Here is a 25,472-nt window from a genome sequence, read left to right on the forward strand (position 1 = left end):
ATAAAAATGCCCATTTTTTTGATTCACGACTATTCTCTCTCATTTAGACTCTATTCCATTTCGAATGAACCTGTATAAAGTTGATAGTATTCACCTTTTTGATTAATCAATTCTTCGTGGTCACCACGTTCAATAATTTGACCTTGTTCCATCACCATAATGGCATTGGAATTACGAATAGTAGATAGACGGTGAGCGATAACGAAAACTGTTCGTCCTTCCATTAAAGCATCCATACCAGTTTGAACAATGGTTTCTGTTCTCGTGTCAATACTTGACGTTGCTTCATCAAGAATTAAAACGGGTGGGTTTGCAACTGCCGCTCTAGCGATTGCTAGTAATTGACGTTGCCCTTGAGAGAGCGCCCCACCGTCACCGGTTAGTTCTGTATCGTAACCATTTGGTAGTTGACGAATAAAGAAATCCGCATTAGCCAGCTTAGCAGCAGCCACAATTTCCTCATCCGTTGCATCTAAGTTACCATAACGGATGTTTTCCTTAATACTTCCTGAGAATAAATGAGTGTCTTGTAAAACAATTCCTAATGATTTTCTAAGAGCTGATTTTTTGATGTCCTTAATATCAATACCATCATAGGTAATTGTTCCCTCTTGAATATCGTAAAAACGGTTAATCAAGTTCGTAATGGTTGTTTTACCGGCACCAGTCGCACCAACGAAGGCCAGTTTTTGACCAGGTTTAGCAAATAAGCTGATATTATGTAACACAGTTTTATTTTCATTGTAGCCGAATGTGACATCTTTGAAGCGTACATCACCGGTTAGTTCTGTATAAGTCGTTTGCTTATTGGATGTGTCTTTCCAAGCCCAATGACCTGTTCGGTGGCTGACTTCTTGGAGACTGCCATCTTCACTCTTTTCAATATGAACCAATTCAACCGTTCCTGTATCTTCTTCTGGTTGTTCATCCAACAATTGGAAAATACGTTGAGCCCCAGCCAGTGACAAAATAATGGCATTGAATTGTTGCGAGATTTGAGCAATCGGCATGGTAATGCTCTTTGTAAATTGAACAAATGAGGCAATACTACCAATTGATAGGGTTGTTACACCGGTAATAGAGAAAACACTCCCCACTACTGCTGTTAACAAGTAAGTAAAGTTACCAATATTCCCCATAATTGGCATTAAGATATTAGCGTAAGTATTCGCTTTTGTCGCATTTTCTCTTAATTCTTCATTTAAATCGGTAAAGCCTTTAATGGCTGCATCTTCATGGTTGAAAACTTTAACAACTTTTTGTCCTTCAATCATTTCTTCAACGTAACCGTTCAACTGCCCTAGAGCTTTCTGTTGAATACCAAAGTAACGGCCACTTTTGCTACCTAATGAACGAATCACAAAGACCATAATACACACCATAAATAATACAAATAGTGTCATTGGAATGTTAATTAATAACATCGCAAAAATAATAGATATAATCGTAATCAATGACGCAAAAATTTGTGGCACTGATTGGCTAATCATTTGTCTCAATGTATCAATATCATTGGTATAGTGACTCATGATATCACCGGTTGCATGGCTGTCGAAATAGCGAACGGGTAGCTTTTCCATATGCGCATACATATCATCGCGAATATCTTTCAAAATACCTTGCGCAACTGTTACCATCGTCCGATTGTAAATGTAAGTAAACAAGGCGCCCGTTGCATATAAGCCCGCCATCAGGATAATGATACGTGCTAAATTAGAAAAATCGGGTGTTTCTTGCAAGGCTAAGGGTGCAATGTAATCATCGATTAAGACACGGGTAAAACTGATTCCAATTGCGTTTGTTCCTGCACTCACGATAATACTTAATACAACAATAATCAGTCTTAACTTATATTCTTTTCTAGCATAAGTAAATAATCGTTTTAAAATTTTCAAGGGACTTTCTGTTGGTTTCATTGGTCTATTCTTCACTGATAGTCCCTCCTTTTACTTGTGAATCGTAAACTTCTTTGTAAATGGCATTGTTGACAAGCAACTCTTCGTGGGTACCAATACCGTCAATCTTACCTTCATTTAAGACAATGATACGGTCTGAATCTTGAATGGAAGACACGCGTTGCGCCACAATAATTTTTGTTGTATCAGGAATCTCTTGGGCAAATGACCGTCTAATATAAGCATCTGTTTTCGTATCAACGGCACTTGTTGAATCATCTAAAATCAAAATTTTAGGTTTCTTCAATAAAGCACGCGCAATGGTCAACCGTTGTTTCTGACCACCTGATACGTTTGTCCCACCTTGGTCAAGGACTGTTTCATAGCCTTCTGGGAAAGCTTGAACGAAGCCATCTGCTTGAGCAAGATTTGCGACACGTTTAATTTCATCGTCGGATGCGTCCTCGTCTCCCCAACGTAAGTTTTCAGCGATTGTACCAGAGAACAGCGTATTTTTTTGCAGAACCATGGCAATTTGATCACGTAAGGTCACCAAATCATAATCTTTAACATTACGTCCGGAAACAAACACTTCTCCTTCAGTTACATCATAGAGACGAGGAATTAATTGAATTAAGGTACTCTTACCACTACCTGTTCCACCTAAAACCCCAATCGTTTCACCAGATTTAATCGTTAAATTAATATGAGATAAATCTGCTTCTTCTGATGACGTATTATAATTGAAGCGAACATTTCTAAATTCAATATCACCATTTTCAATGGTTGTTACAGCTTGTTCTGGGTTTGTTAAGCTTGCTTTCTCATTTAATACTTCAGCTACCCGTTCAACAGACGCTTCTGAAATCACGATCATAACAAAAATCATTGCCATCATCATTAAGCTGCTCAAAATTTGCATCATATAAGTGATAAAGCTCGTTAATTCACCTGTTGACATGGCGCCACCAACGACTTGTTTCGCACCAAACCAATAAACAATCAATAATGTTGAATAGATAGCAATTTGCATAACAGGTCCATTTAAAGCGATCATTTTTTCTGCTCTCATAAAGAGTGCTTTAATATCGCTCGATGCTTCTTTAAATTGTTCAATTTCTCGGTCTTCACGGACGAATGATTTCACCACACGTACACCATTGATATTTTCTTGAACAGTACGGTTTAAGCGGTCATATTTTTTAAAGACCTCAATAAAATAAGGGTGGACTTTGTAAACTAACCAAATTAAGAGGCCACCGATAATCGGAATCACAAAGACAATTGTTAATGATAATTTCAAGTTCGTATAACTTGCCATAATAAAGGCAAAGACAATCATAAATGGCGCTCTAATAATTGTTTTAAGAATCATTTGGAAAGCCATTTGAATATTTGTAATATCCGTTGTTAAACGGGTAATCAAACTCGATGATGAGTATTTGTCGATATTGTCAAAAGCAAACGTTTGGATATTCTCGTAAACATCTTGACGGATATTAGTTGAGAAACCCACTGCGGCGTCAGATGAGAATTTCCCTGCTAAGACACCAAATACCATTGATAGGCAGGCGATAATAAACATTAATGCCCCTATCTTTAAGACATACTGGATGTCTCCTGTTAATAAGCCTCTATCGAGCACTTTAGCCATTAGAAATGGAATGAAAATTTCCATTGATACTTCTAAAGCCATAAATAGCATCGTTAGAAATGACGGCTTTTTATATTGCCGAAGCGATTTCGCTAACGTTTTATACATGTTTCAGTTTCTCCCCTTTTAGTCTTGCATATATTCTTTTTCCATCGCTTGATAGATTTTGTGAATGGTTTTGATGGTGGTTTCGATATCCTCTTGGGGGATCGTACTCAAGACCTCACTATTTTTCTTGTGGAAGTCGTAAATCAAGGCATGGTAAGTTTCCAGTCCTTTTTCACTTAGGCGGATATTGACAACGCGTTTGTCTTTACTATTTTCTTCCTTAATGAGATACCCTTCTTCTTCCAAAGTCGTAATGTTGCGGGTGATACTCGGCAGAGTGACATTGATGGCTTCTGCGACATCACTCACGCGAACTTCGTCCAATTCTAAAGACAAATCATAGCAAATCTTGATGATATAAATATGGCGCTTCTGCAATTCCGCCGGCGATTCTGGTAGGAAGTGCACCGTGCGCTTCGCAACTATACACGCATCAATATAGTCTTCTGATAATTTATTAGGCATATCTTACTCCTTTCAAATCCTTTACCTCAGATAATTACCTCAAGTAAGTATATTAGCAAAAAAAAGAATAAATAGAAAGTTTTTTCTACTTATTCTGGAAGACATTTAAGTCCACTTTTCTCTTTTTTCTAGTGTTTGTTTGACCTCATCGATAAAGGCTTTTCCAATCGCAGTCAGTTTCCTTTTTTTATTCGTAATGATACCGAGTGTATGCGTTGTTGAATTTTCAAGTGGTTTTAACACGATGTGCTGGCTGACAAAGCCATTCACAATCCCTAAGCCTGATGCATAGGCATCTGATTCACATAAAAGGTTCATTAATGTGCCTCTGTCATTGGTAAAAATAACCGGTTGGCTATCATCCGCTTCGATTGGATCTTCATTAAAGTCGGGGGCTGTTTGGTTTTCTTGGCTAAAGCGCACTTGTGGATAAGCTAATAAATCCGCTCGTTTAATGCTTGTTTTGTTAGCTAAAGGATGGTCTTTTCTCAAAAAGATACGCGTTGTAAATTCTCCTAGTGCTTCAAATTGTAACTCTTCTTGCTGAAAATAACGTTCTAAGACACGACGATTGGTTTCATCTATATATAAGATTCCCAGCTCACTTTTAAAATCACGGACATTCTCCAAATTTTTTTGAGTCGTTGTTTCAACGAGATGGAAATTTTGGTATTCCTCTTTAAAGGATTCGATTACCTTTAAAAAAGGTTGCGATAAGAAATCATAGCGTTGAGTAGTAATAGTAAAGTCTTTTTTGAAATTAGTCCGATAACGGTGCTCCAATAAATCAACTTGATCGAGTATGCGATTGGCATAAACTAAAAAGTCAGTTCCTTCTTCCGTCAAACTAACGCCAGACTTAGAACGGATAAATAATTGGGCGCCTAATTCGGTTTCCAAATCCTTCATAGCGGTTGAAAGACTGGGTTGGGTCACAAATAATTGCTTAGCTGCTTCACTGAAACTGCCTGCTTTGGCGATGGTAATCACATAACGGCATTGTTGGATATTCATAGGCCACTCCTTCATTAGATTTTGATTAATTTCATACTAGCATAGCCAAAGTAAATGTCAACGCATGATTGCCGACTTGACTAGACCATTTGTCGATAGCGGTTGGCTGTACAAATTAGTTATCCAAACTTCTAAGTGGGCATTATTTATTTTGCCAATTATATCTTGAAGGGACAATGGGTTTTGAGGTGCTCCCTTTGGAATGTCCACCGTTGCTGTTAGTTGGCTGCCATTTTTTCGTTGAGCCGTAATGGTTACTTTTCGACCAGTCGGCGGCTGAGCTGGCAAGTCGTAGCGCCGTTTAATGCGCTGTAAGTCCTTATGATAGGCGGCTGGAACAGTTTCCCCTTCGAATAAATGGCTTTGAATTTTTCCATAAGTCAGCACTTGCCACACCACATACTCAATCGAAAACTTGCCTTCCATGGGTGTTTTGATTTCGGAATAGCGAAGTGCTCGATCTTGGTTAGGTGAGAAATGGATGATCACTTCCTCCAAGTCAGCCATTTTGCCGCCTTGTTGAACAATCAGTTCTGCTGCATCGTGACCCGTCATGGCTGCTGAACAAAAGGGATGACGCTTAAACCACAATCCCGGCTCCAGAATTTGGCCAGGCGCCAACCAATTGTTAAAGTCGAGTTCAACTGGTTTATCTAATAAAGCTGCAAACCAACCACCCTCTTTTGAAAAAGGATCGGTATTGGCACTAATCTGAGTTCGACTCACCAATTCATGGGTGAAGACTGCCTGCTTAGCTGCAAGGCCAGCATGAAGTGGCTTAATGTCACTGCCAAACTGAAAGGCCATCCCCATAGACTCGGTGGCAGCAATTGATAGCAGCCGATTTAATTTTTGACGAGGGTACTGTTTAAAGCAGCCAATTGCAGTAGCGGCTGCAATGACACCTAGTACCGATGTTGCGTGCCAACCAGTCGTTTTCAAATGCGGATTCATGACTTGACCTAATAACCCTTCAACCTCTAAGCCTATGACGTAACTTTCGAAAAAGTCATCCCACCGATCGTGAGACTCAACGGTTGCTAACAAGGCAGAAAAAATCACTGCACTCGGATGGCCTTGCACATGGGGATGAACATCATCGATATCTAAATAATGAGCCGCAAAACCGTAAAATAGTGCCGCTTCTTCTGGCGTTAACTGATAGTCCGTTTGAATCGGTTGAACTGGCGATTGGTCACGGTGGTAGGCTTGACCATATTCGCGAATAACCGGTTCATTTAATGCCATCACGTACGACGCTAGATAATCAGTGAAAGCTAAACGAGCTTGGCTGATTAAATGGTCTTTTTCTACTATTGGTTCTAGAATTTTATCTAGTAGACGATCTGTATTCGAGCTTGTCATAGCAGGATTCCACTCCTTTAAAGTATGGTTTTTTAGTCTAGAGTGAATAGAGATGGATTTTGAGCGTTCTATTCACTCATTTTGCTATTTTGAGTGAATAGAAATCGATTTTGCGTGTTCTATTCACTCATTTTGCCGGTTAGAGGAAGTTCGGGCGTTTTTTTGATGCTGAAGTTCCTCACTTCATCGTTTGAAGGAAGTTCAGACGAGTTTTTACTGCTGAAGTTGCTCGATTAGCTGTTTGGTGGGACTTCAGAGGACTTTTTACCACTGAACTTCCTCCATCTCATCCAATTAATAAAAAAATGAAAGAAAGATGGTTGAACGATTCGCTCAATCATCTTTCTTTTCATCTTAAATGCTTTACTCTACTTCTGCGGTAACATCAATACCATAGTATTTTTCAGACAACTCTTTAATGGTGCCATCTGCTAGTAGGTTTTGTAGTTCTGCATCAAACTCAGCTAACAAAGCTTCGCCTTCTTCTGTTTTAGCAAATGGGAAAGCAACTTCGCCGCCAACTAAATTTTCTGGTAAAACACGTAGTCCTAAGCCATCTTTTTTAATAGTTGCTGCTAGAACTGCTTTATCTTGAATGTAGCCAGCTACTTGACCTTTTAAAGTATCTTCTTGTGGGCCTTCACGTGTATCGTAGTGACGAGCATCGATATTCAAACCTGTTTCGGCAATATAGGTTTCAAGCTCTGTCAATTTGTTACTTCCAGCAACGGCTCCAACTGTCTCATTATCTAAGTCAAAGGTACTTTGGTATTCACTATCTTCTTTAACAGCAATTCCTGACGCTGTGTAAGCATAAGGCGTTGTAAAGTTAACATTTTCTTGTCGTTCTGGTGTAATGGCAAAGTTATTCGCAATAGTGTCCAACTTACCAGCATTTAGTGACGCCAACAAGCCGTCAAAGGCTGCTGTTGTCCAGTTGATTTCATAGCCTAAATTGCCAGCAATAGCCTCAATAACTTCAACATCATAACCAACTAATTTATTATCTTCCATATAAGAGTTGGGAAATGATTGACCTGTCGCTCCAATTTCTAGAACAATTTTTTCTTCCGTTGTGCCAGCCACATCTGAACTCGCTGTTTCTCCACCATCAGTTGAGCAAGCTGCTAAACCACCTACAAATAAAACCGCTGCTGCACTTTTTAATAACCCTTTTGACCAATTCTTCATCAAATTCCCTCTTTTCTTTTTTTAAATAGCACTTGCTAACTCATCTTTTGTTGATAATAAAAACTGTTTGGTACGCACTTCTTGCGGATGGTTAAAGACATCATCGGGATGGCCTTCCTCAACAATTAAGCCATTGTTCATAAAAATAACCCGGTCAGCTACCTTTTGAGCAAATTTCATTTCATGGGTCACGATCACAAGCGTAATATTTCGTTTAGAAAGCTGCTCAATACTTTTCAAAACTTCACCAACTAATTCTGGGTCCAACGCACTCGTTGGCTCATCCATAAAAATCACTTTTGGATCAACAGCCAAGGCTCGGGCAATACTCACACGCTGTTGTTGCCCACCACTCAAAGTCACTGGATATTGGTCGCGCTGAGCCGTTAAGCCTACTTGATCTAGCAACTGCTCGGCAATGGCAATAGCTTCTTTCTTTGTTTTCCGTTTACTAGATGTTAATGCCAACGTCACATTTTCAATGACTGTTTTATTTTTAAAAAGATTAAAATGTTGAAAAACCATGGCAGACTGCTGTCTCAAGTCATAACGATTTTGGTTAGTTAGTGCTTTCGTATCTACCAAGACATCGCCAACTTGAATGGTGCCTTCATCCGGTTCTTCTAATAAATTCAAGCTGCGCAACAAGGTTGATTTGCCTGAACCACTCGGCCCAATAATAGCGACAACTTCTCCTTCTTTCACTTGGAAGGACAAATCATTCAACACTTTATTAGCTCCAAATGACTTCGATAACTGCTTTACTTCTATCATAATAGCCTTCCTTCCTAGCGTTTATAAGCTTTTGACAAGTGTTTTTCTAACACATAAGCCAAGCGTCCAACAATAATAATTAAGGCCCAATACATCAACCCAACCGTTAAATAGGTTTCAAAATAACGCAAGTTTGAGCTGGCCATTAGTTTTCCTTGGGCGAAAAGTTCGGTTATCCCCAATGTAAAGGCCAATGAGCTTTCCTTAATTAGTGAAACAAACACATTGGTTGTGCCAGGCAAGGCATTCACAATGGCTTGTGGTAAAACCACTTCTTGATAAATTTTCCACTTTTTCATACCAACTGCTAGTCCTGCTTCAATTTGACCCTTGTCAACTGAATCCAAGCCTGCTCTAAAAATTTCGGTTAAATAAGCTGATTCTTTGAAAGAAAACGTCAAAATAACCGCATAAAGGGCATCTAAGGAATTAAAAGCCGGGAACAATTGTGGTAATCCAAAATAAACAATAAAGAGTTGAACGACTGTAGGAAATCCTCTAAATAGTGATACATATAAACCTGCTAAAGATGCGATTATTTTATTCGGCTGACGACGGAGAACCGCCATCACTAACCCTAGAATAATTGAAAAAATCATCGCCGTAATAGAAATCAATAAGGTGACCGGTACAAAAGGAAGAATCCCTTTGGCTGCATCAAGTAAATAATGTAAATCAATCATGCCTTGCTATCACTTCCATCCTGAAAAATAATCTAATGCTTTTTCTGCCAATGTACTGAAGTAGCGCGCTGATACCAGTAAGGCATCTTCATTTAAATGGTATTCTGGATGGTGCCAATCACGACTACCATCAACCCCCATCCACACAAAAAAGCTTGGTAGCTTGCTTTGGTAAAAGGCAAAGTCTTCACCGCCAGCAACTTGCTTGGCTTCAACGACTTCGTAGCCCCAATCTTTAGCAGCTTCTGTTACAAGTGTTTCCAATTGGGGATTATTCTCAACAACTGGAATATACGGATACCAACGAAAATCAATGCTCGCTCCGTAAGCTTCCGCAATCCCTTTTGCCGTTCTCTCCATTAAAGCAGGAATCTCATGGCGTGCTTCTGCTTGGAAACTGCGAACCGTTCCTTCTAAAAAGGCCTTTTCTGGAATCACATTCCATGCACTTCCCGCATGGAGTTGAGTAACACTTAGGACTGTATTATCAAAAGAACTGGTATTACGGCTAATAATACTTTGGAAGGCTGTGACAATTTGCGATGCCACAACGATTGGATCAACGGTTGCATGAGGAATTCCTGCATGACCACCTAGACCAATCACATCCAGTTCAAAGCGGTCCGCACTCGCCATCAGCGCACCACTGCGCACACCAACTGTTCCAACAGCCAAATCTGGTTTATTATGCATACCGAAAATAGCCGAAGCACCTTCTAAGGCACCACTTTCCACGACTAGTTTAGCGCCTTGCGCAATTTCTTCTGCCGGCTGGAAAATAAAACGAACAGTTCCCTTTAAGTTTTCTTTGTTTTCTTCTAACAAAAGAGCCGCTCCAATAATAGAAGACGTATGGAAATCATGACCGCAAGCGTGCATGACCCCTTGGTGTTTCGATTTAAACAAGGTATTCACTTCTTCAACAATTGGCAAGGCATCAATGTCGGCACGAATGGCGATAGTCGGGCCTTCTAAGTCACCAACTACTTCAGCAATGACACCCGTTTCTAACCCATAATCACGGATAGCGATCCCCGCTTCTGTCAACCAGCCCTTGATTCGTTCGGTTGTTTCATATTCTTTCAATGATAATTCAGGATACTGGTGTAATTCTCGGCGATAATGCACCAATTTTTTAACCAAGTTGTCCGTTCTCAAATCAACTGCCACTAGACTTCCTCCTTTGGTTCAACTAACTGAAATTCTTTTTTGAAAAATAAAGTCAGATGGCCTTTGCCCAAGTCTCTCTCGGCGAACTTTTGATAGCCTTTTCGCTGATACATCATGGCCAGCCATGGATGTTTGTCAGCTGTTCCTAGTGTGACAGCTGGGGCTTTCAGTTCCTTAATGAGGATTTCTTGTTCGAGCCAATCTAATAAATCATTGCCAATTCCCTGTCCACTAAAGTCTGGGTCAACCGCAAACCAGCCAATATGGGGAAGAACTTCTGGTCCCGGATTCGGTCCCCAAGGTAGCCTAAGCGAAATAGTAGCGATTAAACGACCATCGTCTTCTAGGACATAGCATAAATTTTGTTGAATGTGACGAGTCACTAAGTCTAAATCAGCTGTTGCTGCTGCAAAGTGAATTCCCAAGTCACGAATGGGTTGGTAAGATTTTAATAGTAAGTCTAAAAAGGCTTCGGCATCTGCTAATGTGGTTAATCGATACTCTTTCACATTTATTCTCCTTAATGGGTAGCCTGATAAGCCTCGTATTTTTGTAAAATCTGGTCCACTTTTTGTGGTGCAGATCCTAGGTATTGTTCTGGATCAAGCGCTTGTTGGATCTCGTCGGCACTCAAAACAGCTAATACCGCTTTGTTTTTCAATAAAATATCACTGAATTTTTGCTCGCTCTCAAAGGCTTCCATCGACAGTTCATAAACGAGATGATGGGCCGTTTGCTTGCCCATTTCTTTGGCTAGGGCGAACATGACTTGTTCAGACAGCAAGAGGCCGCCTTGTAAGTTTAGGTTGCGCAGCATGTTTTTGGGTTTAACGATTAAGTCTTTCAAAACAGCTTTGGTTGAAGCTAGTTGGGATGATAGGAAGATACAAATTTCCGGTAAGGCAATCCACTCGGCACGCCAAGACATAGCATCGCGTTCGTGCTCAACAATAAGGGCTTGTTGTACAAGGCCAACACTTGCTAAAACTGGTTTAGTTAAGCTGACAATCCCTTCTAGGGCTGCTGGATTGCGTTTATGCGGCATGGTGCTTGAGCCCACTTTTCCTTTTGAAAAAGGTTCTTCTAGTTCATCAATTTCAGTTCGCATCAAGTTATAAAACTCGTTAGCTAATTTACCGAGTGTCCCACTGATAAGACCTAAAATATTCACATATTCAGCAATGCGGTCTCTGGATGAGTGCCAGCAAATATCCGGCGTATCAAGGCCTAGTCGCGTCAATGTATTTTTCTCAACTTCGGGTCCTTGCTCACCAAATGATGCGTAAGTTCCAACTGCACCTGCTAAAACACCTGTAAAGACGCGATTTTCTGCTTCTTCTAAACGTTCTAGGTGACGCAATACTTCACTTAAAACAACTGACAGTTTAAAGCCAAATGTAGTTGGTAAAGCTTGCATCCCATGAGAACGACCGGTCATTGGTGTATCACGGTAGCGTTTAGCCAAGTTGGCTAGTTCAGCGGCAACGTCTTGCACATTTTCTTTGATAATAGCGTTGGATTCTTTTAGTTGTAAAATCACACCTGTATCAACAATATCTTGTGTCGTTGCGCCGAAGTGAACGTATTCGCCCTCTTCTCCGCTCAAGCGTTGTAAAGTATTAATGGTTGCCATTAATGAATGCTTGAGAACAGCTCCTTCTGCTGCAACTGCTGCAATATCCACACCTTCTGCATTAGCACTAGCAGCGATTTTCTCAGCTGCTGCTTGAGGAATTAGTCCTAACTCACCTTCTGCTAAAGCTAGTGCTGCTTCAATATCAAAGTGTTTTTGCAGGCGGTTTTCATCCGACCAAATTTGTCGCATAGCTTCTGTACCAAAGTTATTTTTTAACATCATCATATCAATTACGTGTGAACCCATTTTTTTCAACTCTCCTTTAATCAAAACGACAGCCCCTCCTGCTCTACTTTCATAGAGAAGGACGGGACTGCCGCGATACCACCTTCGTTTGTTGTTTTCTCGCAAAAACAACCTTCATAAGTATATGTTTATACTCTGTATGGTAACGGATACCGCCGTCAACAATGTTGATTACTCCAAGACCATCTTCAGTTGCGTCTTTGATCCGTTCTCACCACCACGGACTCGCTTAGCAAAGCTCGTCAACTTACTCTTCTTATCATTGCATCTATCACTTATTCACTTATTAATGATAAGAATAACACCCATTAAAAATTAATGATAATTGTTAAAAACTATTAATAGCCATTAGTTTTTTTTATGGATAAGAAAAGCGGACAAGTCCGCCTTGGCCTATGAAAAAATAGGAAATTTGACCCTGAATTGTCAGGAGACTTCACGCTTCAGCGGGTTAGTCGAATGATATGCGTTAGCGAGCAGCGAAGCGCGAAATGGGGCAAATTTATCTTTTTTTCACTAGGTCAGGACTTGGGAGCTAGACATTGATGGCTGAACTTATAATCCCCTAGTCTATAAAAAAACTAGAAGTTTCCTTCTAGTTTCAAAATGGGCTTATTCAAAATCATAAAGGACTGTAGATAGGTAGCGCTCGCCGTTATCTGGAAGAATCGCTAATACTTTTTTACCTTTACCTAGTTTTTGGGCAATATCAATGGCTGCTTTAATAGCTGCGCCGCCTGATACACCAACTAAAATACCTTCTGTTGTGCCAACTTTACGTGCGATTGCGATAGCGTCATCTCCAGCAACTTTAAGGACATCTTGGTAGACAGCTGTGTTTAATACTTTAGGAACAAATCCAGCTGAGATACCTTGAATTTTATGAGGTCCCGGTTGACCACCTGATAAAACCGGTGACTCTGCTGATTCAACAGCATAAATTTCAATGTCAGGATAAGCTTCTTTTAAGACGCCGCCTGCTCCTGTTACCGTTCCACCTGTTCCAACGCCTGAAATGAAGGCATCTGGCCCATCTTCACCAAACGCTTGAACAATTTCTTGACCCGTTGTATTTTTATGAACCGTTGGATTTGCTTGATTATCAAATTGTAATGGTAAGAACCAACCATTTTCTTCTGCTAATTCCGTTGCTTTTTTAATCGCACCGACTGTTCCGTCAGCACCCGGTGTTAAAACAAGTTCTGCACCGTAAGCTTGAATCAGCTTGCGGCGTTCAATCGAAAAGGTGTCCGGTAAAACGATAACCACTTTGTAACCTTTTACGGCTCCAACGAAGGATAAGCCAACGCCTGTATTACCAGAAGTTGGTTCTACAATGGTTCCACCCGGCTTCAAGAGTCCATCTTTTTCAGCTTGTTCAATCATTGCTAATGCAATGCGGTCTTTAACCGATCCAGCTGGGTTATAAGATTCAAGTTTAACGTAAACATCTGCTGCATCTTCTGGTACAACCTTGTTCAATTTTACAATCGGTGTGTCGCCTGTTAGTTCAAGAATATTGTTTACAATTTTAGCCATGGTAGTTCCCCTTTTCTATTAGTTAACTTTGTGTCGAATGAATTAGACTCATTATAACATGACTGAAACCGTTAGTATCATTGGAAATACTAATCACATATCATTGATTTACTTTATAGATGTCGATACAACTTTAAAAAAAGCCCTGTATCTTACATTCACACCCCTAAATGTCAGTTACAGAACTTTTTGAAGAGCTGTAACTGACATTTCGACTACCAAATGTGACTTACAGCCAAAAATATGGAGCTGTATCGACTCTTTCTCCATATAAAAAGCAACTTAGTTTCCCAAGTTGCTTGTCTACCCTACAAAATACAAAATGATGTCATACCAGATGGGCACCTCAACCTGATCCGCTTCTCAGTGGCTTAAGTTTAACTCGGTGACAAGATAGCCTGAATTTGGCAAAGCTAGTAACCATACTATTAAGCCGATGATGAAAATAATCGTTCGAATCACATACATAAAAGAAAGCTCAACATACGTTCCCATATAAGACAAGATAATCGCTAAAATCGTATTGCCGACTAGAATCACAAATGGCATAATCGATAAGTTAATATTCCAGATCATTGGTTTGTATACGTTGGTTTTATAAATAAAGGGCCGAATACGAATAGTGATGTAAGCAAAAAGATTAAGCAAGAGAACCGATAAAAATAAAGAAAGACAGTCCATCCTGTTACCTCCTTAGTTAACGAACTGATTGCAAGGCTTTTTTCGCCAATTGGTCAGCTAATTCATTATAGGTAACGCCACTATGTGCTTTTTCTTTTTTAAAGTGAACGGCAATCTGATTTTCTAATTCTCTAAACTGTGCGATATAGTCCTGCGATACGGGCTTATTGGCACGCCAAAGTCCTCTTGCCCACTGTTCAATTCCCATATAATCATAGCGGATATTGATAGCTTTGTAGCCTTCTGCAATTGCCCACTTAATGGCTGCAATCGAGCCAAAGACTTCTCCCGCAATTTGGAAACTTTCCACATAGCGAGGGTTAGAACCGGCTTTGTAAAATTGTTTGACCACCTCGCTATTTTTTACCATCACAACGCCATAACTGTAACGATTTGACTGACGGTCAAAAGACCCATCGACATAAGCTTCGATTGTATCGTCTGCCGTCCAATCAACAGCAGCTTGTTGAGGAGGATTAATATAATCCTTTGCCTCTTGTTCTGTCGTAAAAGATTTAAATTGTGCGCCAGAAAATCCAGCCACTTGTTTTTGTGCGTCTGGCCATGTCCGATAAATACCCGGTTGACGCCCTTTTTTTACTGCATAAAATTTCCCTACCATATCATGACTCCTTAATTTTCAACTAAAACTGCTGATTTTTTCTTTAATAGTGTTTCGTACATTATAACCATAACAACTAAAATAGCTCCCAAATAGAAGGGAAATAGACCTGGATGAACATAATTGGCGATTAATCCAAATAAGGCTGTGGCCGTTAATGCCACACTTATAGCTGTTACCTTTCCAGTTCCGAATTTGCGCGTTAATCGGTCACTCTGCAAACTCGATAAAATAGTACCCACTGAAATAATCATGGCGATGCCTCCAGCAAAAGAAACTGGTACGCCAAACTCCTGGTATATAGTTGGCCATGCCGACCCTAACAAGGCATCGGGTAAGCCTAAACTAATGAAACCCAAATAAATAATTGCTAATAATAATTGAACCATATCGGATCTATTCTCCTATTCATCTTTTTCAATACGTCTTATTCTACACAAGCATTTTTAGATAAACAACCGTTAAGACTAGTCTTTTAAGCATTAAAAACCGCTAGCTCCATTCGCTAGCGGCATATTCTATTCATTAGTCTGAATCACATCAGTTGTCCGATAAATAAATATGAACTTTAGAGGGGTCAGGATATTTCATATGACAAGCAGCATTGACTGTTTTTAATAATAACGGAACATCCTCATTATGGGTCACAATTAGGACATCAATGTCAGGGTAGTCACCATCTTCTACAAGAGGTTTTTCAATGCTTTTCACTTTATTTTTACTCCAGATTAAAATAACTGCGGTAACGTTCGAAACAATCTCGCTTAGCCACAAGGCAATTCCGAAACAAATTGCAAATAACGATTCCGACCATGGTAGTGTGTACATTCCACGCCAGACAAGATAAATAACAGATAAAACAAAAGCGAGCAAATAAACGAATTTTTTATACGTTTTTGAATTTGGCACATACTCACCTCTTAAAAATAATAGTCTTTTGAATATAATAACTGGCAAAGAATAGACCGCCATCAACGACAGCCTTGATTATTGCGGTATCTACTTCTTTAAACAAAAGATGTAGCAAATAAACAAATAATGCCGATGCTGATATTTGAACGACAACTAAACTAAAATAGTGAAGCATGCTGTTTTTAGCAGCTGACGAAAAGACAAATCGACGATTGACATAGTAGTTAAACAATGCTGATAAAAAACGCGATAGCAGCGATGCTATAAAGATAGTGGATAAACTAGTATGGGGTAAACTATGCATAAAAAAAGCATAGAGACTAATATCGATTATAAATGATGCGCCTGAAGAAAATAAATACTTAAAAAAAGTTCTCAGCACGACCGCACACTCCTTATTTGATTGACACTTTAACGCTCGCAGTAAATTCTTACTTGGTTTCGGCCATTATTTTTTGCTTGATAAAGGGCTAAATCGGCTAGATGAAGAGCATCTAATAAACTACCCTCCCCTTCCTGACAGTTCTCAATACCCGCAGAAAACGAAATACCACTAACTTGCTTGTTAGAGATATTGAAGGCATGATGATGGATTTGCACCCGTAAGGATTCTAATGTTTCATAAATAAGGGCTATAGAAATATCCTCAAAAATGATACAAAATTCTTCGCCACCATAGCGATACAACTTATAATGGTTTGAGCCAACGGTTTGACCCAGATATGCCTCCATCAATTGAGTGAATTCACGTAATAAATCATTACCAGCCAAATGACCATGCTCATCATTGAAGGCTTTAAAGTGATCAATATCGATCATAGCAATTGACCGATTCATCGGTACTTGGTTATAAATAACTAAATCCTTGTTGAATGTATAGAAATTATATGCACCCGTTAGTGAATCTCGCCTGCTGCTCAGTAACTCATCAATCACTTCTTTCTCTTCTTTCTCGATGAGTTGATGAAGCCAAGTAAATCCCCCCATTAAAACAAAAGACCCTAATAAAACAAGCACTAACTGATACCATTCATATTCAACTTTATGGTAAACCATCATAGCTGATTTTGGGGATGCCACCATAGTTATGACATAAATCAGATAGAATTTTGTTTTATCGGCAATAACGTTTATCTTGTCTAAAACGATCATCACTATCAGCAAGAACACACTAAATAAAATCAGATAAACCATGTGCTCTCGATTTGGAAGATCGACTAAAAATAAATAAAACCAGACCATTACAGGTGTCGCAATTGTCAAGATTTCCCCAATTTTCCTATTAAAATAATAATAAAAGAACAGCGCAAACGCATAGTGATAGGTAATAAAACCAACTAAGTTCATCGAAAACGAGAGAACAAAGTAAAGGTAAGTAAAAATTAAAATCGTAATCAAGAAAAACTGAACTTCTTTCCGTTTAACCGCCTTCTTGATACTTTTCAAAAATAGATCAGCTGTTATCAACAAACTGGCGATCATCATCGGAAGAAAGAAACTAATTAAAATTAATTGTTCGACTATCTGGTTCACGTCGTTAAACAACTCCTAACTAATAGTAATAAAGACGCATCTTGTCGACTCATTTTACCCAAAATAAATTGGGAAGTATAGCAAACTTTCGTTTATTTCGTAAGAAAAGCGGACAAGTCCGCCTTGGCCTATGAAAAAATAGGACATTTGACCCTGAATTGTCAGGAGACTTCACGCTTCAGCGGGTTAGTCGAATGATATGCGTTAGCGAGCAGCGCAAGCGCGCATTGGGGCAAATTTATCTTTTTTTCACTAGGTCAGGACTTGGGAGCTAGACATTGATGGCTGAACTTATAATCCCCTAGTCTATATAAAAACTCCCATGTATCACGGGATACTTGGGAGTGACTGGCATTCTGTCGCTTCTGCAATTGAAATTTTGTTTCGTCCATTATTTTTAGAATGGTAGAGTGCTGAATCTGCACGGTAGAAAGTTGTTTTTAAATGCTCATTTTCTTCTTGTATTGCTATTCCTGCTGAAATGGTTATTTGAACATGCTGATCATTTTCCAATTTGATTGTCATATCTTCAATTTCCTTTTGAATAGAGCAAGCCAATTCAACCGTCTCTTCTTGATTCGTTCCAGACATGATAATGGCAAATTCTTCACCACCTACACGATACAATTTTCTTGAAGATTCAATGAACACCTGAAATCTTTCCGCTACTTCTTTTAGGACCACATCGCCAACATGATGACCAAACTGATCATTAACTGTTTTAAAAAAATCAATATCTAAAATAATCAAAGAGAAGGGGTCATTTTGTTTTGAGAGATGCTCTAAATCATCTTCAAAGCTTTTTTTATTATAAAGATTAGTCAGATAATCTGTATGAACCAAGACAACCATATTTCTAAATTCACTCATCAGCCCATACAAAATAAATGCCAATAAATAAGTGTAGCCAACCAATAAGATAGCTAGGTAAGTCGCCTTTTTAAAGTCATCAAAAATCAAAAATATCATTATTAAACTCGTCATCAGACCGTATGAAATTAACACAAACAGATGTCTGAATTCATCTACCTTTTTAGAAAGCCAACTGTCCACGAATGGAAGGGTTATCATTAGTAGCAGGGAAAAAGCGGACGCCACAATGGCTGAATCATTGTAAGGAAACAAAAATCGACTTATTGTCACTAAAAACATCACCGGCGTTGTAATTTGCCAACCTAAATACTTGATTGAAACTGCGTAAAATACAAAACGAAAATCAATCCGTATTCCTTCTGATACTGTCGCGAAGTTTAGTAATAAGAGACCCGTTAGCGTTTGAATAAAAATATAAAATAGTTTCTTTTGAAGAGTTAATGACTTTGTATTAGTAAACTCATAACTTGATTTAAATAAGAAATAACAATTTAAGACCAGGATTCCTAGATTTGCAGCTGTTTGACGAAGCATCTTTTTCCCACCTATCTGATTAACTCAGAACCACCAAAATTGCTTACTGTTCTATAATATTAAAGTTACATAAACAAAGCTAAAAAATCAACCATTTCTTTTTATTTTCAAACAAAAATAACAGGCCTCAAAATAAGAGACCTGTTCATGACTGGATTAAAGATGATCGCCTTTAGACCAATAAAACCCTTGCTGTAAGCGAATGTTGTTTTCAAGTAATGTATTTTTAACGAATGAACTATCTACACCTTCTACAATAAAAGTAAACTTTTGTTTTTGAGCGACTTGAAACCAAGCTTCCAAGAAATTCAAAATCATTTTTAAGTCTAGTTTTTTAAACGGCAGTAATGAAAATTTACAACATGAAATAAAATCCCTGTTTTCTAAAACGAGATCTAAAGTATTTTGACCGCTCCCAATGTCGTCAATAGCGATATCATAACCCATATCTGCAATCCTTTTGATAGAATAATTGAGGTTATAATCGTTAGAATGATGTCCATGTTTAAAAATGGGAACATGTTCAGTTAATTCAACTTTTAGTTGCTTGTTAAATGGCTGCATATTTTTTAGAAATTGCCAGGTTGATGCGTGGACTAACTGTTGCGGATGAATATTAAAATCAAAATGAACATCAGGATAGCGCGGCAAATAATGCTTCAATTCCTGTTCATACCAATTCATCAACAGTTGGTTGCTACTTTCTTCCTCTATAAACTCAGAAAACAAGTCGTTGGGAAAGCGTCCTGTTTCTCGTGAACGTAATAATACTTCATAGGCATAGAGGTCACTTTCTGTTTCAGAAAGAACTTCCATAATCGGTTGAAATACAAGATAAAAAGACTGAATTATTGTTTCAACTTCACTTCTTTCTCTCACTCAACATTCCTCATCTTTCTTTGATTCAAATAATTCTCAGATTATTTGGGATCCATTAATGACATAACTGTCATCGGCTCAATGCTATTATCGGTTTTTTATTGCAAATGTTAATAAGATTGCTAACATTAGTCAACATATCGTCAAAAACCCATATGTTTATAAAAATATTAGTGGATTATGTCGGTCAATACTACCACAGCTTACGGATCCAATTGTAGCTCCTCATCTAACATTTCCTCATTAAGACTATCTCTTAGTGCTGACTTTAATTGAACAGACTGTATTTAATCAGAAAAGTTCATCACAACCTTGTAGCGCTAGCCGTTTTTAATGCGACTTTGAACAGAAACAGCCTCATTAGAAGTGATCACTTGATTTCCGGTTAAAGACAAGTCATCAATGATGGTTGTATAAAAAGTCCGCTAAAAAATCACAACAAGCTTTCCATATTGCTAGAAAGCTTGTTGTGATTGTATTTATAACGATTTAACTGATTTTCTTATTTAGAGTCTGCTAGAGCAACTGATACGATTTGCCATCTGACGTTCTGATAACATCCATGCGAATACTTATGAGAGACGGTGTCATGTAACGGGCCATTTCAGTATCATCGAAACTGACAACTGAGATATCTTCTGGAATATCTAGTTTGGCTTCATTAACAGCTTTATAACCCCACACTGCTAGAGGTTTCATCAAGGTTCAAAACACGAGAAACGCTTGCTGGTAAAACGCCGGCGATTCTCAAAGAGTGGTGTGGAAATGTAGTCAGCCTTGATTTATGCGGTAGAGTTTTAAGGAAAAACCTTCAATCAAATTAGCTAAAAAGACGTTCAGATTCTTTTTTGTCTCTGAACATCTTTATTTCTTGAGAATAAAGATGTTTGGAGTAAAAAACAGTACTGAACATCATTTTAGAGTCTGAACATCTTTCTAGCCTTGTTTCATTTCAGCCTTACATCCTTGCACCCTTGAACACTGCCTCTTATTTCCATTTCAGCATCTATCGCATTCAGCACTTCCCACTTTTTCAGACTCCATTCTGGACCGATTAACGTGTCTCTTGGTGCGTCCCCTGTCAGACGATGAATAACAATCTCTTTCGGAATCATCTCTAATTGATCACATATCAGCTGGACATAGGTATCCATGTCCAAGAATTCCAATCTTCCTTGAGCGTAGTCTCGAACCATTTTTGTGTTCTTCATCAAATGCAATAAATGAAGCTTTACGCCTTGAATATCCGAATCTTCAATCATTCGTTCCACATTTTCCAGCATCATTTCGTAAGTTTCACCCGGTAAGCCATTAATTAAATGAGTGCAGACACGAATGTTATGGGCACGTAATTTTCTCACAGCCTCCAGATAGGTCTCATAGTCATGAGCGCGATTGATTTTCTCACTTGTTTCTTCATGAACGGTCTGCAGCCCGAGTTCTACCCACATATACATTCTTTCGTTCAATTCGCTTAGATAAGCAATAGTCTCGTCTGGCAAACAGTCCGGACGGGTAGCAATCATGATACCGACTACTCCTTCTTCGTTGACCACTTGTTCATAGCGATGTCTCAAAACTTCAACTTCAGCATGAGTATTTGTGAAGTTTTGAAAATAAGCAATATATTTAGTAGTATTCGGCCATTTTTCATGCATCATGTCGATTCCTTTTCTAAGCTGAACGGGTAAAGGATCCAATCTACTTTGTGCAAAATCTCCTGATCCAGAAACACTGCAGAACGTACAACCGCCATGTGCTACTGTTCCATCTCGATTAGGACAATCAAAGCCCCCATCTAAAGCTACCTTAAATACTTTTTCACCAAATGTTTCTTTTAAATGTTCGTTCCAAGTATGATACCGTTTCTGTTGTTGCGTTTTCATTCTGTCACCTCGTGAAAAGTTTAACATGTTTATCCAAGAATGAAAATAAAGTTTTTAGAGATTTATATCATGATTCATAGGATGATTCCCTTCTTCTAATTTTTCATAATACGCTTGCATTTCTTTTTCCTATTTTTTTATCGGTCCTTCCTATTTTCTTAATGATTTTAGCTGAATTGCCACCAAAAGATGAAGATAATCGAAGGTTATTTATTGATTTGAAAAATGAAATTTCCTCATCCTTCGTCACTTGGAGAATCCACTAATAGGTGTCCCACAAGGTAATGCATGTATTCATGAGCTTGTTCTAGGCTTATTGGTTGTTGTTTTAAAAAGATTGCCTCTAAAATCAACATCACGGTATTACTAAAATGGTCTGCAACCAATTGGAGAGGCACATTTTTATTGTCAAAATCAAGGTATTCATAAAAAATTTCTTGCATGATTTGTTTTAAGTATGCACTAAAATTATTAATTAAAGGACTATTGATGGGATTATTCCTGAAAATACCGTTCAATAATTCGCTGTGATCCATAAATAAATCGTAAACACGATCGAAAAAGACTGTTAGTATCTTTTGAGAAGAATTAGAAGAAGTTTCTTCAATCTTGACTTCGCGACTCAATAGATACCAACAATAGGTTAACAAGTCATACTTATCATCAAAATAGTTATAGAATGTAGCGCGAGGAAAATTACTGATTTCGCAAATTTCATTCACACTAATGGTCTCAAAGCTTTTTTTTGCTAAAAGTGCAAACATCGTTTTGGAAAAAGCTTCCAGCGTTCGTTGTGCACCACGCGTCGGCTTTTTAGATAAATCATACTTCATTTTTTCACGGCCCTTTTGCATTTTTTTATTTCTGTCTAAATTCAAACAGATATAAAATTTTGTTTCTTGCCTTCTATTCGAATACAATTTATCATGAATTAGTTGATTTTGCAAGTGTCTAAAAATGTGCTATTGAAAAATTTTATACTTGTGAAAAAACATAGCTATATTGATGAAATGAGGAGATATTTTATGATCAAAAAGGAATGGGAGTTTATTTGGAAACATAAATTTCTTTTGGTTGTACTAGGTGCCGTTGCGTTGATTCCGGCACTTTATAATTTGATTTTTTTAGGAGCATTATGGGATCCTTATGGAAGTGTTGAAAATTTGCCTGTAGCTGTTGTAAATAAGGATCAAGCGGTAGCCTTTCAAGAACAAACATTGGAGATTGGAAATGAATTGATAACCAACTTGAAAGAAAATGAGAGTTTGGATTACCATTTTGTTTCTGCTGAAGAAGCAGAAACAGGACTATCAAATGGTGATTACTATTTAATTATTACCATTCCAGAAAACTTCTCTGAGAATGCTACGACATTATTAACAGATAATCCGCAAAAAATGGTGATCGATTATCAAACTTCAGAAGGTCACAATCTAATCGCCTCTAAGATGGCAGATTCTGCTGTGACTGAATTAAAGAACCAAGTTTCTGCAGAAGTTACTGAAATGTACAGTGAAACACTTTTGAAGCAATTCGATAAAATCGGGCTAGGTATGACAGAAGCAGCAGAGGGAAGCCAAAAATTAGAAGATGGTACTGCCAAATTAACAGATGCCTCTCAAATGATTCAAGAAAATCTAGAAACATTAGCCGCTCGTTCATTGGAGTTTTCGGAAGGCAGCCAAACACTTCAAGCTGGCTTGCAAGAATACGTAACGGGTGTTGATCAAGTAAATGATGGCGCTAATCAATTAACGAGTGGGATTCGTTCACTGTCCAGTCAACTTCCAACATTAAGTTTGGGAATGGGAGATTTGAGTTCCGGTGCTCGTTCATTAACTTCAGGGATTCAACAGTATACAAATGGCGTTGATACAATCAATAGTGGTACATCACAATTAAACGATGGTCTTAGTCAAGTGGTGGAACAAACGAAATCTTTTCCAGACCAAACCAAAGAGCTAAATGATGGTGCTCAAAAATTAGCTGAAAGTTTACAAGCAGTGACTATGAGTGCAGAAGATAAAGAACAATTAACGAATTATGTTGTGGGTGTTCAGTCCTATGTTCAACAAGTCTCTCAAATTCTTACCGACTTGGATTTAAGCAGCTTAAATAACAGTGACCAAATCACCGCCTTCTTCCCAGCTATCAGCAATGATTTAGCACTCATGCAGGAAAGTATTTTTCAACTAAATGCTAATTTGGATGCGGCTAAAGATACGCTCAAAGTTAGTTACCAAGAAGATTTGGCTACGAATGCAAGCGCAGTTATACAAGCTTTGACAGAAAGCGGCTTATCTTTAACAGATGAACAAAAATCTTTGGTTCTGTCAACCATGCAAAATCAGATGAGCAATACAGAAGCAGCTGCGGATCGTTTATCAATCGATACTTCAGGAATTATGTCAGCCTTAAGCAGCTCACAAGTTGATCTGCAAAATCTTGCTAATGCTTTGTCTGCTCTAGAAAATATCCCCGTGGACAAAGTCAGTGAACTAAAATCCGGAGCTGACCAATTGTCTACTAGTAGTTCCGCAGCAACAACAGCTTTGACTGCTGCAATCAATGGTTTATACAATATCCAAATGCAAGCAGCACCTGCTGCTCAAGCAATCGCTGACGGAACCAGTCAGTTAAACAATCGTATCCCTGCTTTGGTTGCTTCCTTACAACAATTGCAGGCAGGTAGCCAATCTTTGGAAGACGGGACGAGCCAACTAATGCAGAACTCTCCAACTTTAACAGAGGGTGCAACTTCCTTATCTGAAGGGCTATTAACCGTAAATGATGGTATTCCAGCATTAAATGAAGGAGTAAACGCCCTTTTGACCGGATCAAAATCATTATCAGCAGGCATCGAGGAGTTAACTGAAAACAGCGATCAACTTGTTTCAGGCACGAGTCAGCTCACTTTGGGAGCATCACAAATCGCTCACGGCAGCACACAATTGGCAGATGGCGAAAAGCAAGTGACACATTCGTTAAGAGAAGTGAAAACGGGACTATCACAATTGAGTGAACGTTTCTCTGCAAGTTCTGAACAAATTCAGCAAATCAATACCGATAAAAAATCGGCTAAGGCTGTTTCAGAACCTATTGAAACAATGCATGAGGATAAAGCCAGAGTTGCAAATAATGGTACCTCGATGGCGCCTTATATGATGTCTGTAGCATTATTCATCGGTTCATTAACTGTCAATATGATGTATGATGCTTTCGATCCAAAGAAAAAGCCAAGTTCAGCTATCGGATGGTGGGCAAGCAAGATGTCTGTTTTAGGGATTGTTGCTATCTTGCAAGCTGCTCTTGTATTCCTTGTTTTAACAAATATTTTAGGAATGACTACCCTCCATCCCTTGAGAGTTTTCGGTTTCTTGATTTTAGAATCATTGACGTTTATGTCAATCGTAACGCTGTTCAATCTTTTATTAGAAAAAGTCGGTTCATTCGTCATGCTGCTTTTCATGATCCTACAATTAGCAGGTTCAGGAGGAACTTATCCAATTGTTTTATCAAATAACTTCTTCCAAAGTATTTACCGGTTCTTACCAATGACCTATGCAATTGATGCCTTGAGACAATCTATTTCCATTGGAGGTACAATAAGAGCAGATGTTTTTTTATTTGTAGCATTATTACTAATAAGTAATATCTGCATGATTCTCTTCTTTACTCACAAAAAGAAACAGCATTTAGAAACAATTTAATTTAAGACGTTTTAAAATTCAGAAAGGTTTCTTTGATGGAATGATACGGTAAAAATACCTTATCGTTCCATCTTTTTTACTTTTTGTTATTTATCGCTTCTA

At 38.5% G+C, this 25,472-nt stretch carries 24 protein-coding genes and 1 other annotated feature; of the genes, 1 reads left to right on the forward strand and 23 read right to left on the reverse strand.

Going from position 1 to position 25,472, the window contains the following annotated elements:
• Positions 1-50 precede the first annotated feature (50 nt).
• From G7057_RS02410 to G7057_RS02520, 23 genes are all read right to left on the reverse strand, one after another.
• Positions 51-1,931, reverse strand: a complete 1,881-nt coding sequence (locus G7057_RS02410) for an ABC transporter ATP-binding protein (protein WP_405002639.1) — start codon at positions 1,929-1,931, stop codon at positions 51-53.
• Positions 1,921-3,657, reverse strand: coding sequence for an ABC transporter ATP-binding protein (locus tag G7057_RS02415; protein WP_166161072.1), 1,737 nt, complete (start codon positions 3,655-3,657; stop codon positions 1,921-1,923). Before G7057_RS02415 ends, G7057_RS02410 begins: the two co-directional genes overlap by 11 nt.
• 18 nt (positions 3,658-3,675) lie before the next feature.
• Complete coding sequence (locus G7057_RS02420; protein WP_166161074.1) at positions 3,676-4,122, reverse strand: MarR family winged helix-turn-helix transcriptional regulator; 447 nt, start codon at positions 4,120-4,122, stop codon at positions 3,676-3,678.
• Between the two features lie 105 nt (positions 4,123-4,227).
• Positions 4,228-5,136 (reverse strand): LysR family transcriptional regulator, encoded by a 909-nt coding sequence (locus tag G7057_RS02425; RefSeq protein ID WP_166161076.1) that lies wholly within the window; start codon positions 5,134-5,136, stop codon positions 4,228-4,230.
• Positions 5,137-5,193: 57 nt separating this feature from the next.
• Positions 5,194-6,501 carry an MmgE/PrpD family protein gene (locus G7057_RS02430; protein WP_166161078.1) on the reverse strand — a complete coding sequence of 436 codons (1,308 nt, stop codon included), beginning with the start codon at positions 6,499-6,501 and terminating at the stop codon, positions 5,194-5,196.
• A 363-nt stretch (positions 6,502-6,864) separates the two neighbouring features.
• Positions 6,865-7,692: a transporter substrate-binding domain-containing protein gene (locus G7057_RS02435; protein ID WP_166161080.1), complete on the reverse strand. Its 828-nt coding sequence runs from the start codon at positions 7,690-7,692 to the stop codon at positions 6,865-6,867.
• Positions 7,693-7,713: 21 nt separating this feature from the next.
• Positions 7,714-8,466, reverse strand: a complete 753-nt coding sequence (locus tag G7057_RS02440; protein WP_166161082.1) for an amino acid ABC transporter ATP-binding protein — start codon at positions 8,464-8,466, stop codon at positions 7,714-7,716.
• Positions 8,467-8,480: 14 nt separating this feature from the next.
• Entirely contained in the window at positions 8,481-9,149 is a 669-nt protein-coding gene (locus tag G7057_RS02445; protein WP_166161084.1) for an amino acid ABC transporter permease, read from the reverse strand.
• Between the two features lie 9 nt (positions 9,150-9,158).
• On the reverse strand, positions 9,159-10,319 hold the full coding sequence (locus G7057_RS02450) for an amidohydrolase (protein ID WP_227004627.1): 1,161 nt from the start codon (positions 10,317-10,319) through the stop codon (positions 9,159-9,161).
• Positions 10,319-10,828: a GNAT family N-acetyltransferase gene (locus tag G7057_RS02455; RefSeq protein ID WP_166161086.1), complete on the reverse strand. Its 510-nt coding sequence runs from the start codon at positions 10,826-10,828 to the stop codon at positions 10,319-10,321. Before G7057_RS02455 ends, G7057_RS02450 begins: the two co-directional genes overlap by 1 nt.
• 11 nt (positions 10,829-10,839) lie before the next feature.
• On the reverse strand, positions 10,840-12,225 hold the full coding sequence (purB, locus tag G7057_RS02460) for an adenylosuccinate lyase (RefSeq protein WP_227004628.1): 1,386 nt from the start codon (positions 12,223-12,225) through the stop codon (positions 10,840-10,842).
• Between the two features lie 30 nt (positions 12,226-12,255).
• Positions 12,256-12,473 (reverse strand) — a binding site (T-box leader).
• 340 nt (positions 12,474-12,813) lie between these two features.
• Positions 12,814-13,740: a cysteine synthase A gene (gene cysK / locus G7057_RS02465; protein ID WP_166161088.1), complete on the reverse strand. Its 927-nt coding sequence runs from the start codon at positions 13,738-13,740 to the stop codon at positions 12,814-12,816.
• 363 nt (positions 13,741-14,103) lie between these two features.
• On the reverse strand, positions 14,104-14,421 hold the full coding sequence (locus G7057_RS02470) for a hypothetical protein (protein WP_166161090.1): 318 nt from the start codon (positions 14,419-14,421) through the stop codon (positions 14,104-14,106).
• Positions 14,422-14,437: 16 nt separating this feature from the next.
• A complete protein-coding gene (locus G7057_RS02475; RefSeq protein ID WP_166161092.1) occupies positions 14,438-15,043 on the reverse strand; it encodes a ribonuclease H1 domain-containing protein in 606 nt (201 codons plus the stop codon).
• Between the two features lie 11 nt (positions 15,044-15,054).
• The gene (locus G7057_RS02480; protein ID WP_264372184.1) at positions 15,055-15,432 is read right to left on the reverse strand and encodes a hypothetical protein; all 378 of its coding nucleotides are present in this window, start codon (positions 15,430-15,432) and stop codon (positions 15,055-15,057) included.
• 151 nt (positions 15,433-15,583) lie between these two features.
• Entirely contained in the window at positions 15,584-15,952 is a 369-nt protein-coding gene (locus tag G7057_RS02485) for a hypothetical protein (protein WP_227004629.1), read from the reverse strand.
• 4 nt (positions 15,953-15,956) lie between these two features.
• A complete protein-coding gene (locus G7057_RS02490; RefSeq protein ID WP_166161094.1) occupies positions 15,957-16,337 on the reverse strand; it encodes a GtrA family protein in 381 nt (126 codons plus the stop codon).
• Between the two features lie 29 nt (positions 16,338-16,366).
• Positions 16,367-17,488, reverse strand: coding sequence for a GGDEF domain-containing protein (locus tag G7057_RS02495; RefSeq protein WP_166161096.1), 1,122 nt, complete (start codon positions 17,486-17,488; stop codon positions 16,367-16,369).
• Positions 17,489-17,815: 327 nt separating this feature from the next.
• Entirely contained in the window at positions 17,816-18,895 is a 1,080-nt protein-coding gene (locus tag G7057_RS02500; protein ID WP_166161098.1) for a GGDEF domain-containing protein, read from the reverse strand.
• A 156-nt stretch (positions 18,896-19,051) separates the two neighbouring features.
• Positions 19,052-19,774, reverse strand: coding sequence for an EAL domain-containing protein (locus G7057_RS02505; protein ID WP_166161100.1), 723 nt, complete (start codon positions 19,772-19,774; stop codon positions 19,052-19,054).
• Positions 19,775-20,290: 516 nt separating this feature from the next.
• A complete protein-coding gene (locus G7057_RS02510) occupies positions 20,291-20,458 on the reverse strand; it encodes a substrate-binding domain-containing protein (protein ID WP_166161102.1) in 168 nt (55 codons plus the stop codon).
• Between the two features lie 263 nt (positions 20,459-20,721).
• Positions 20,722-21,660, reverse strand: coding sequence for a TIGR01212 family radical SAM protein (locus G7057_RS02515; protein ID WP_166161104.1), 939 nt, complete (start codon positions 21,658-21,660; stop codon positions 20,722-20,724).
• Positions 21,661-21,896: 236 nt separating this feature from the next.
• Entirely contained in the window at positions 21,897-22,514 is a 618-nt protein-coding gene (locus tag G7057_RS02520; RefSeq protein ID WP_227004630.1) for a TetR/AcrR family transcriptional regulator, read from the reverse strand.
• A gap of 171 nt (positions 22,515-22,685) precedes the next feature.
• On the opposite strand from G7057_RS02520, the gene G7057_RS02525 reads away from it, so the two are divergent.
• Complete coding sequence (locus tag G7057_RS02525; protein WP_166161106.1) at positions 22,686-25,370, forward strand: YhgE/Pip domain-containing protein; 2,685 nt, start codon at positions 22,686-22,688, stop codon at positions 25,368-25,370.
• The last annotated feature ends 102 nt before the right edge of the window (positions 25,371-25,472 follow it).

The organism is Jeotgalibaca arthritidis (assembly GCF_011100465.1).
In the GTDB taxonomy this organism is placed as follows: domain Bacteria; phylum Bacillota; class Bacilli; order Lactobacillales; family Aerococcaceae; genus Jeotgalibaca; species Jeotgalibaca arthritidis.

Excerpts from the sequence above, each read along its gene's own strand:
- G7057_RS02425 (WP_166161076.1), bottom strand. The coding sequence starts at position 5,136 with ATGAATATCCAACAATGCCGTTATGTGATTACCATCGCCAAAGCAGGC.
- G7057_RS02440 (WP_166161082.1), bottom strand. The coding sequence starts at position 8,466 with ATGATAGAAGTAAAGCAGTTATCGAAGTCATTTGGAGCTAATAAAGTG.
- G7057_RS02420 (WP_166161074.1), bottom strand. The coding sequence starts at position 4,122 with ATGCCTAATAAATTATCAGAAGACTATATTGATGCGTGTATAGTTGCG.
- G7057_RS02500 (WP_166161098.1), bottom strand. The coding sequence starts at position 18,895 with ATGCTTCGTCAAACAGCTGCAAATCTAGGAATCCTGGTCTTAAATTGT.
- G7057_RS02435 (WP_166161080.1), bottom strand. The coding sequence starts at position 7,692 with ATGAAGAATTGGTCAAAAGGGTTATTAAAAAGTGCAGCAGCGGTTTTA.
- G7057_RS02430 (WP_166161078.1), bottom strand. The coding sequence starts at position 6,501 with ATGACAAGCTCGAATACAGATCGTCTACTAGATAAAATTCTAGAACCA.
- G7057_RS02445 (WP_166161084.1), bottom strand. The coding sequence starts at position 9,149 with ATGATTGATTTACATTATTTACTTGATGCAGCCAAAGGGATTCTTCCT.
- G7057_RS02415 (WP_166161072.1), bottom strand. The coding sequence starts at position 3,657 with ATGTATAAAACGTTAGCGAAATCGCTTCGGCAATATAAAAAGCCGTCA.
- G7057_RS02525 (WP_166161106.1), top strand. The coding sequence starts at position 22,686 with ATGATCAAAAAGGAATGGGAGTTTATTTGGAAACATAAATTTCTTTTG.
- G7057_RS02470 (WP_166161090.1), bottom strand. The coding sequence starts at position 14,421 with ATGGACTGTCTTTCTTTATTTTTATCGGTTCTCTTGCTTAATCTTTTT.
- cysK (WP_166161088.1), bottom strand. The coding sequence starts at position 13,740 with ATGGCTAAAATTGTAAACAATATTCTTGAACTAACAGGCGACACACCG.
- G7057_RS02515 (WP_166161104.1), bottom strand. The coding sequence starts at position 21,660 with ATGAAAACGCAACAACAGAAACGGTATCATACTTGGAACGAACATTTA.
- G7057_RS02520 (WP_227004630.1), bottom strand. The coding sequence starts at position 22,514 with ATGCAAAAGGGCCGTGAAAAAATGAAGTATGATTTATCTAAAAAGCCG.
- G7057_RS02475 (WP_166161092.1), bottom strand. The coding sequence starts at position 15,043 with ATGGTAGGGAAATTTTATGCAGTAAAAAAAGGGCGTCAACCGGGTATT.
- G7057_RS02480 (WP_264372184.1), bottom strand. The coding sequence starts at position 15,432 with ATGGTTCAATTATTATTAGCAATTATTTATTTGGGTTTCATTAGTTTA.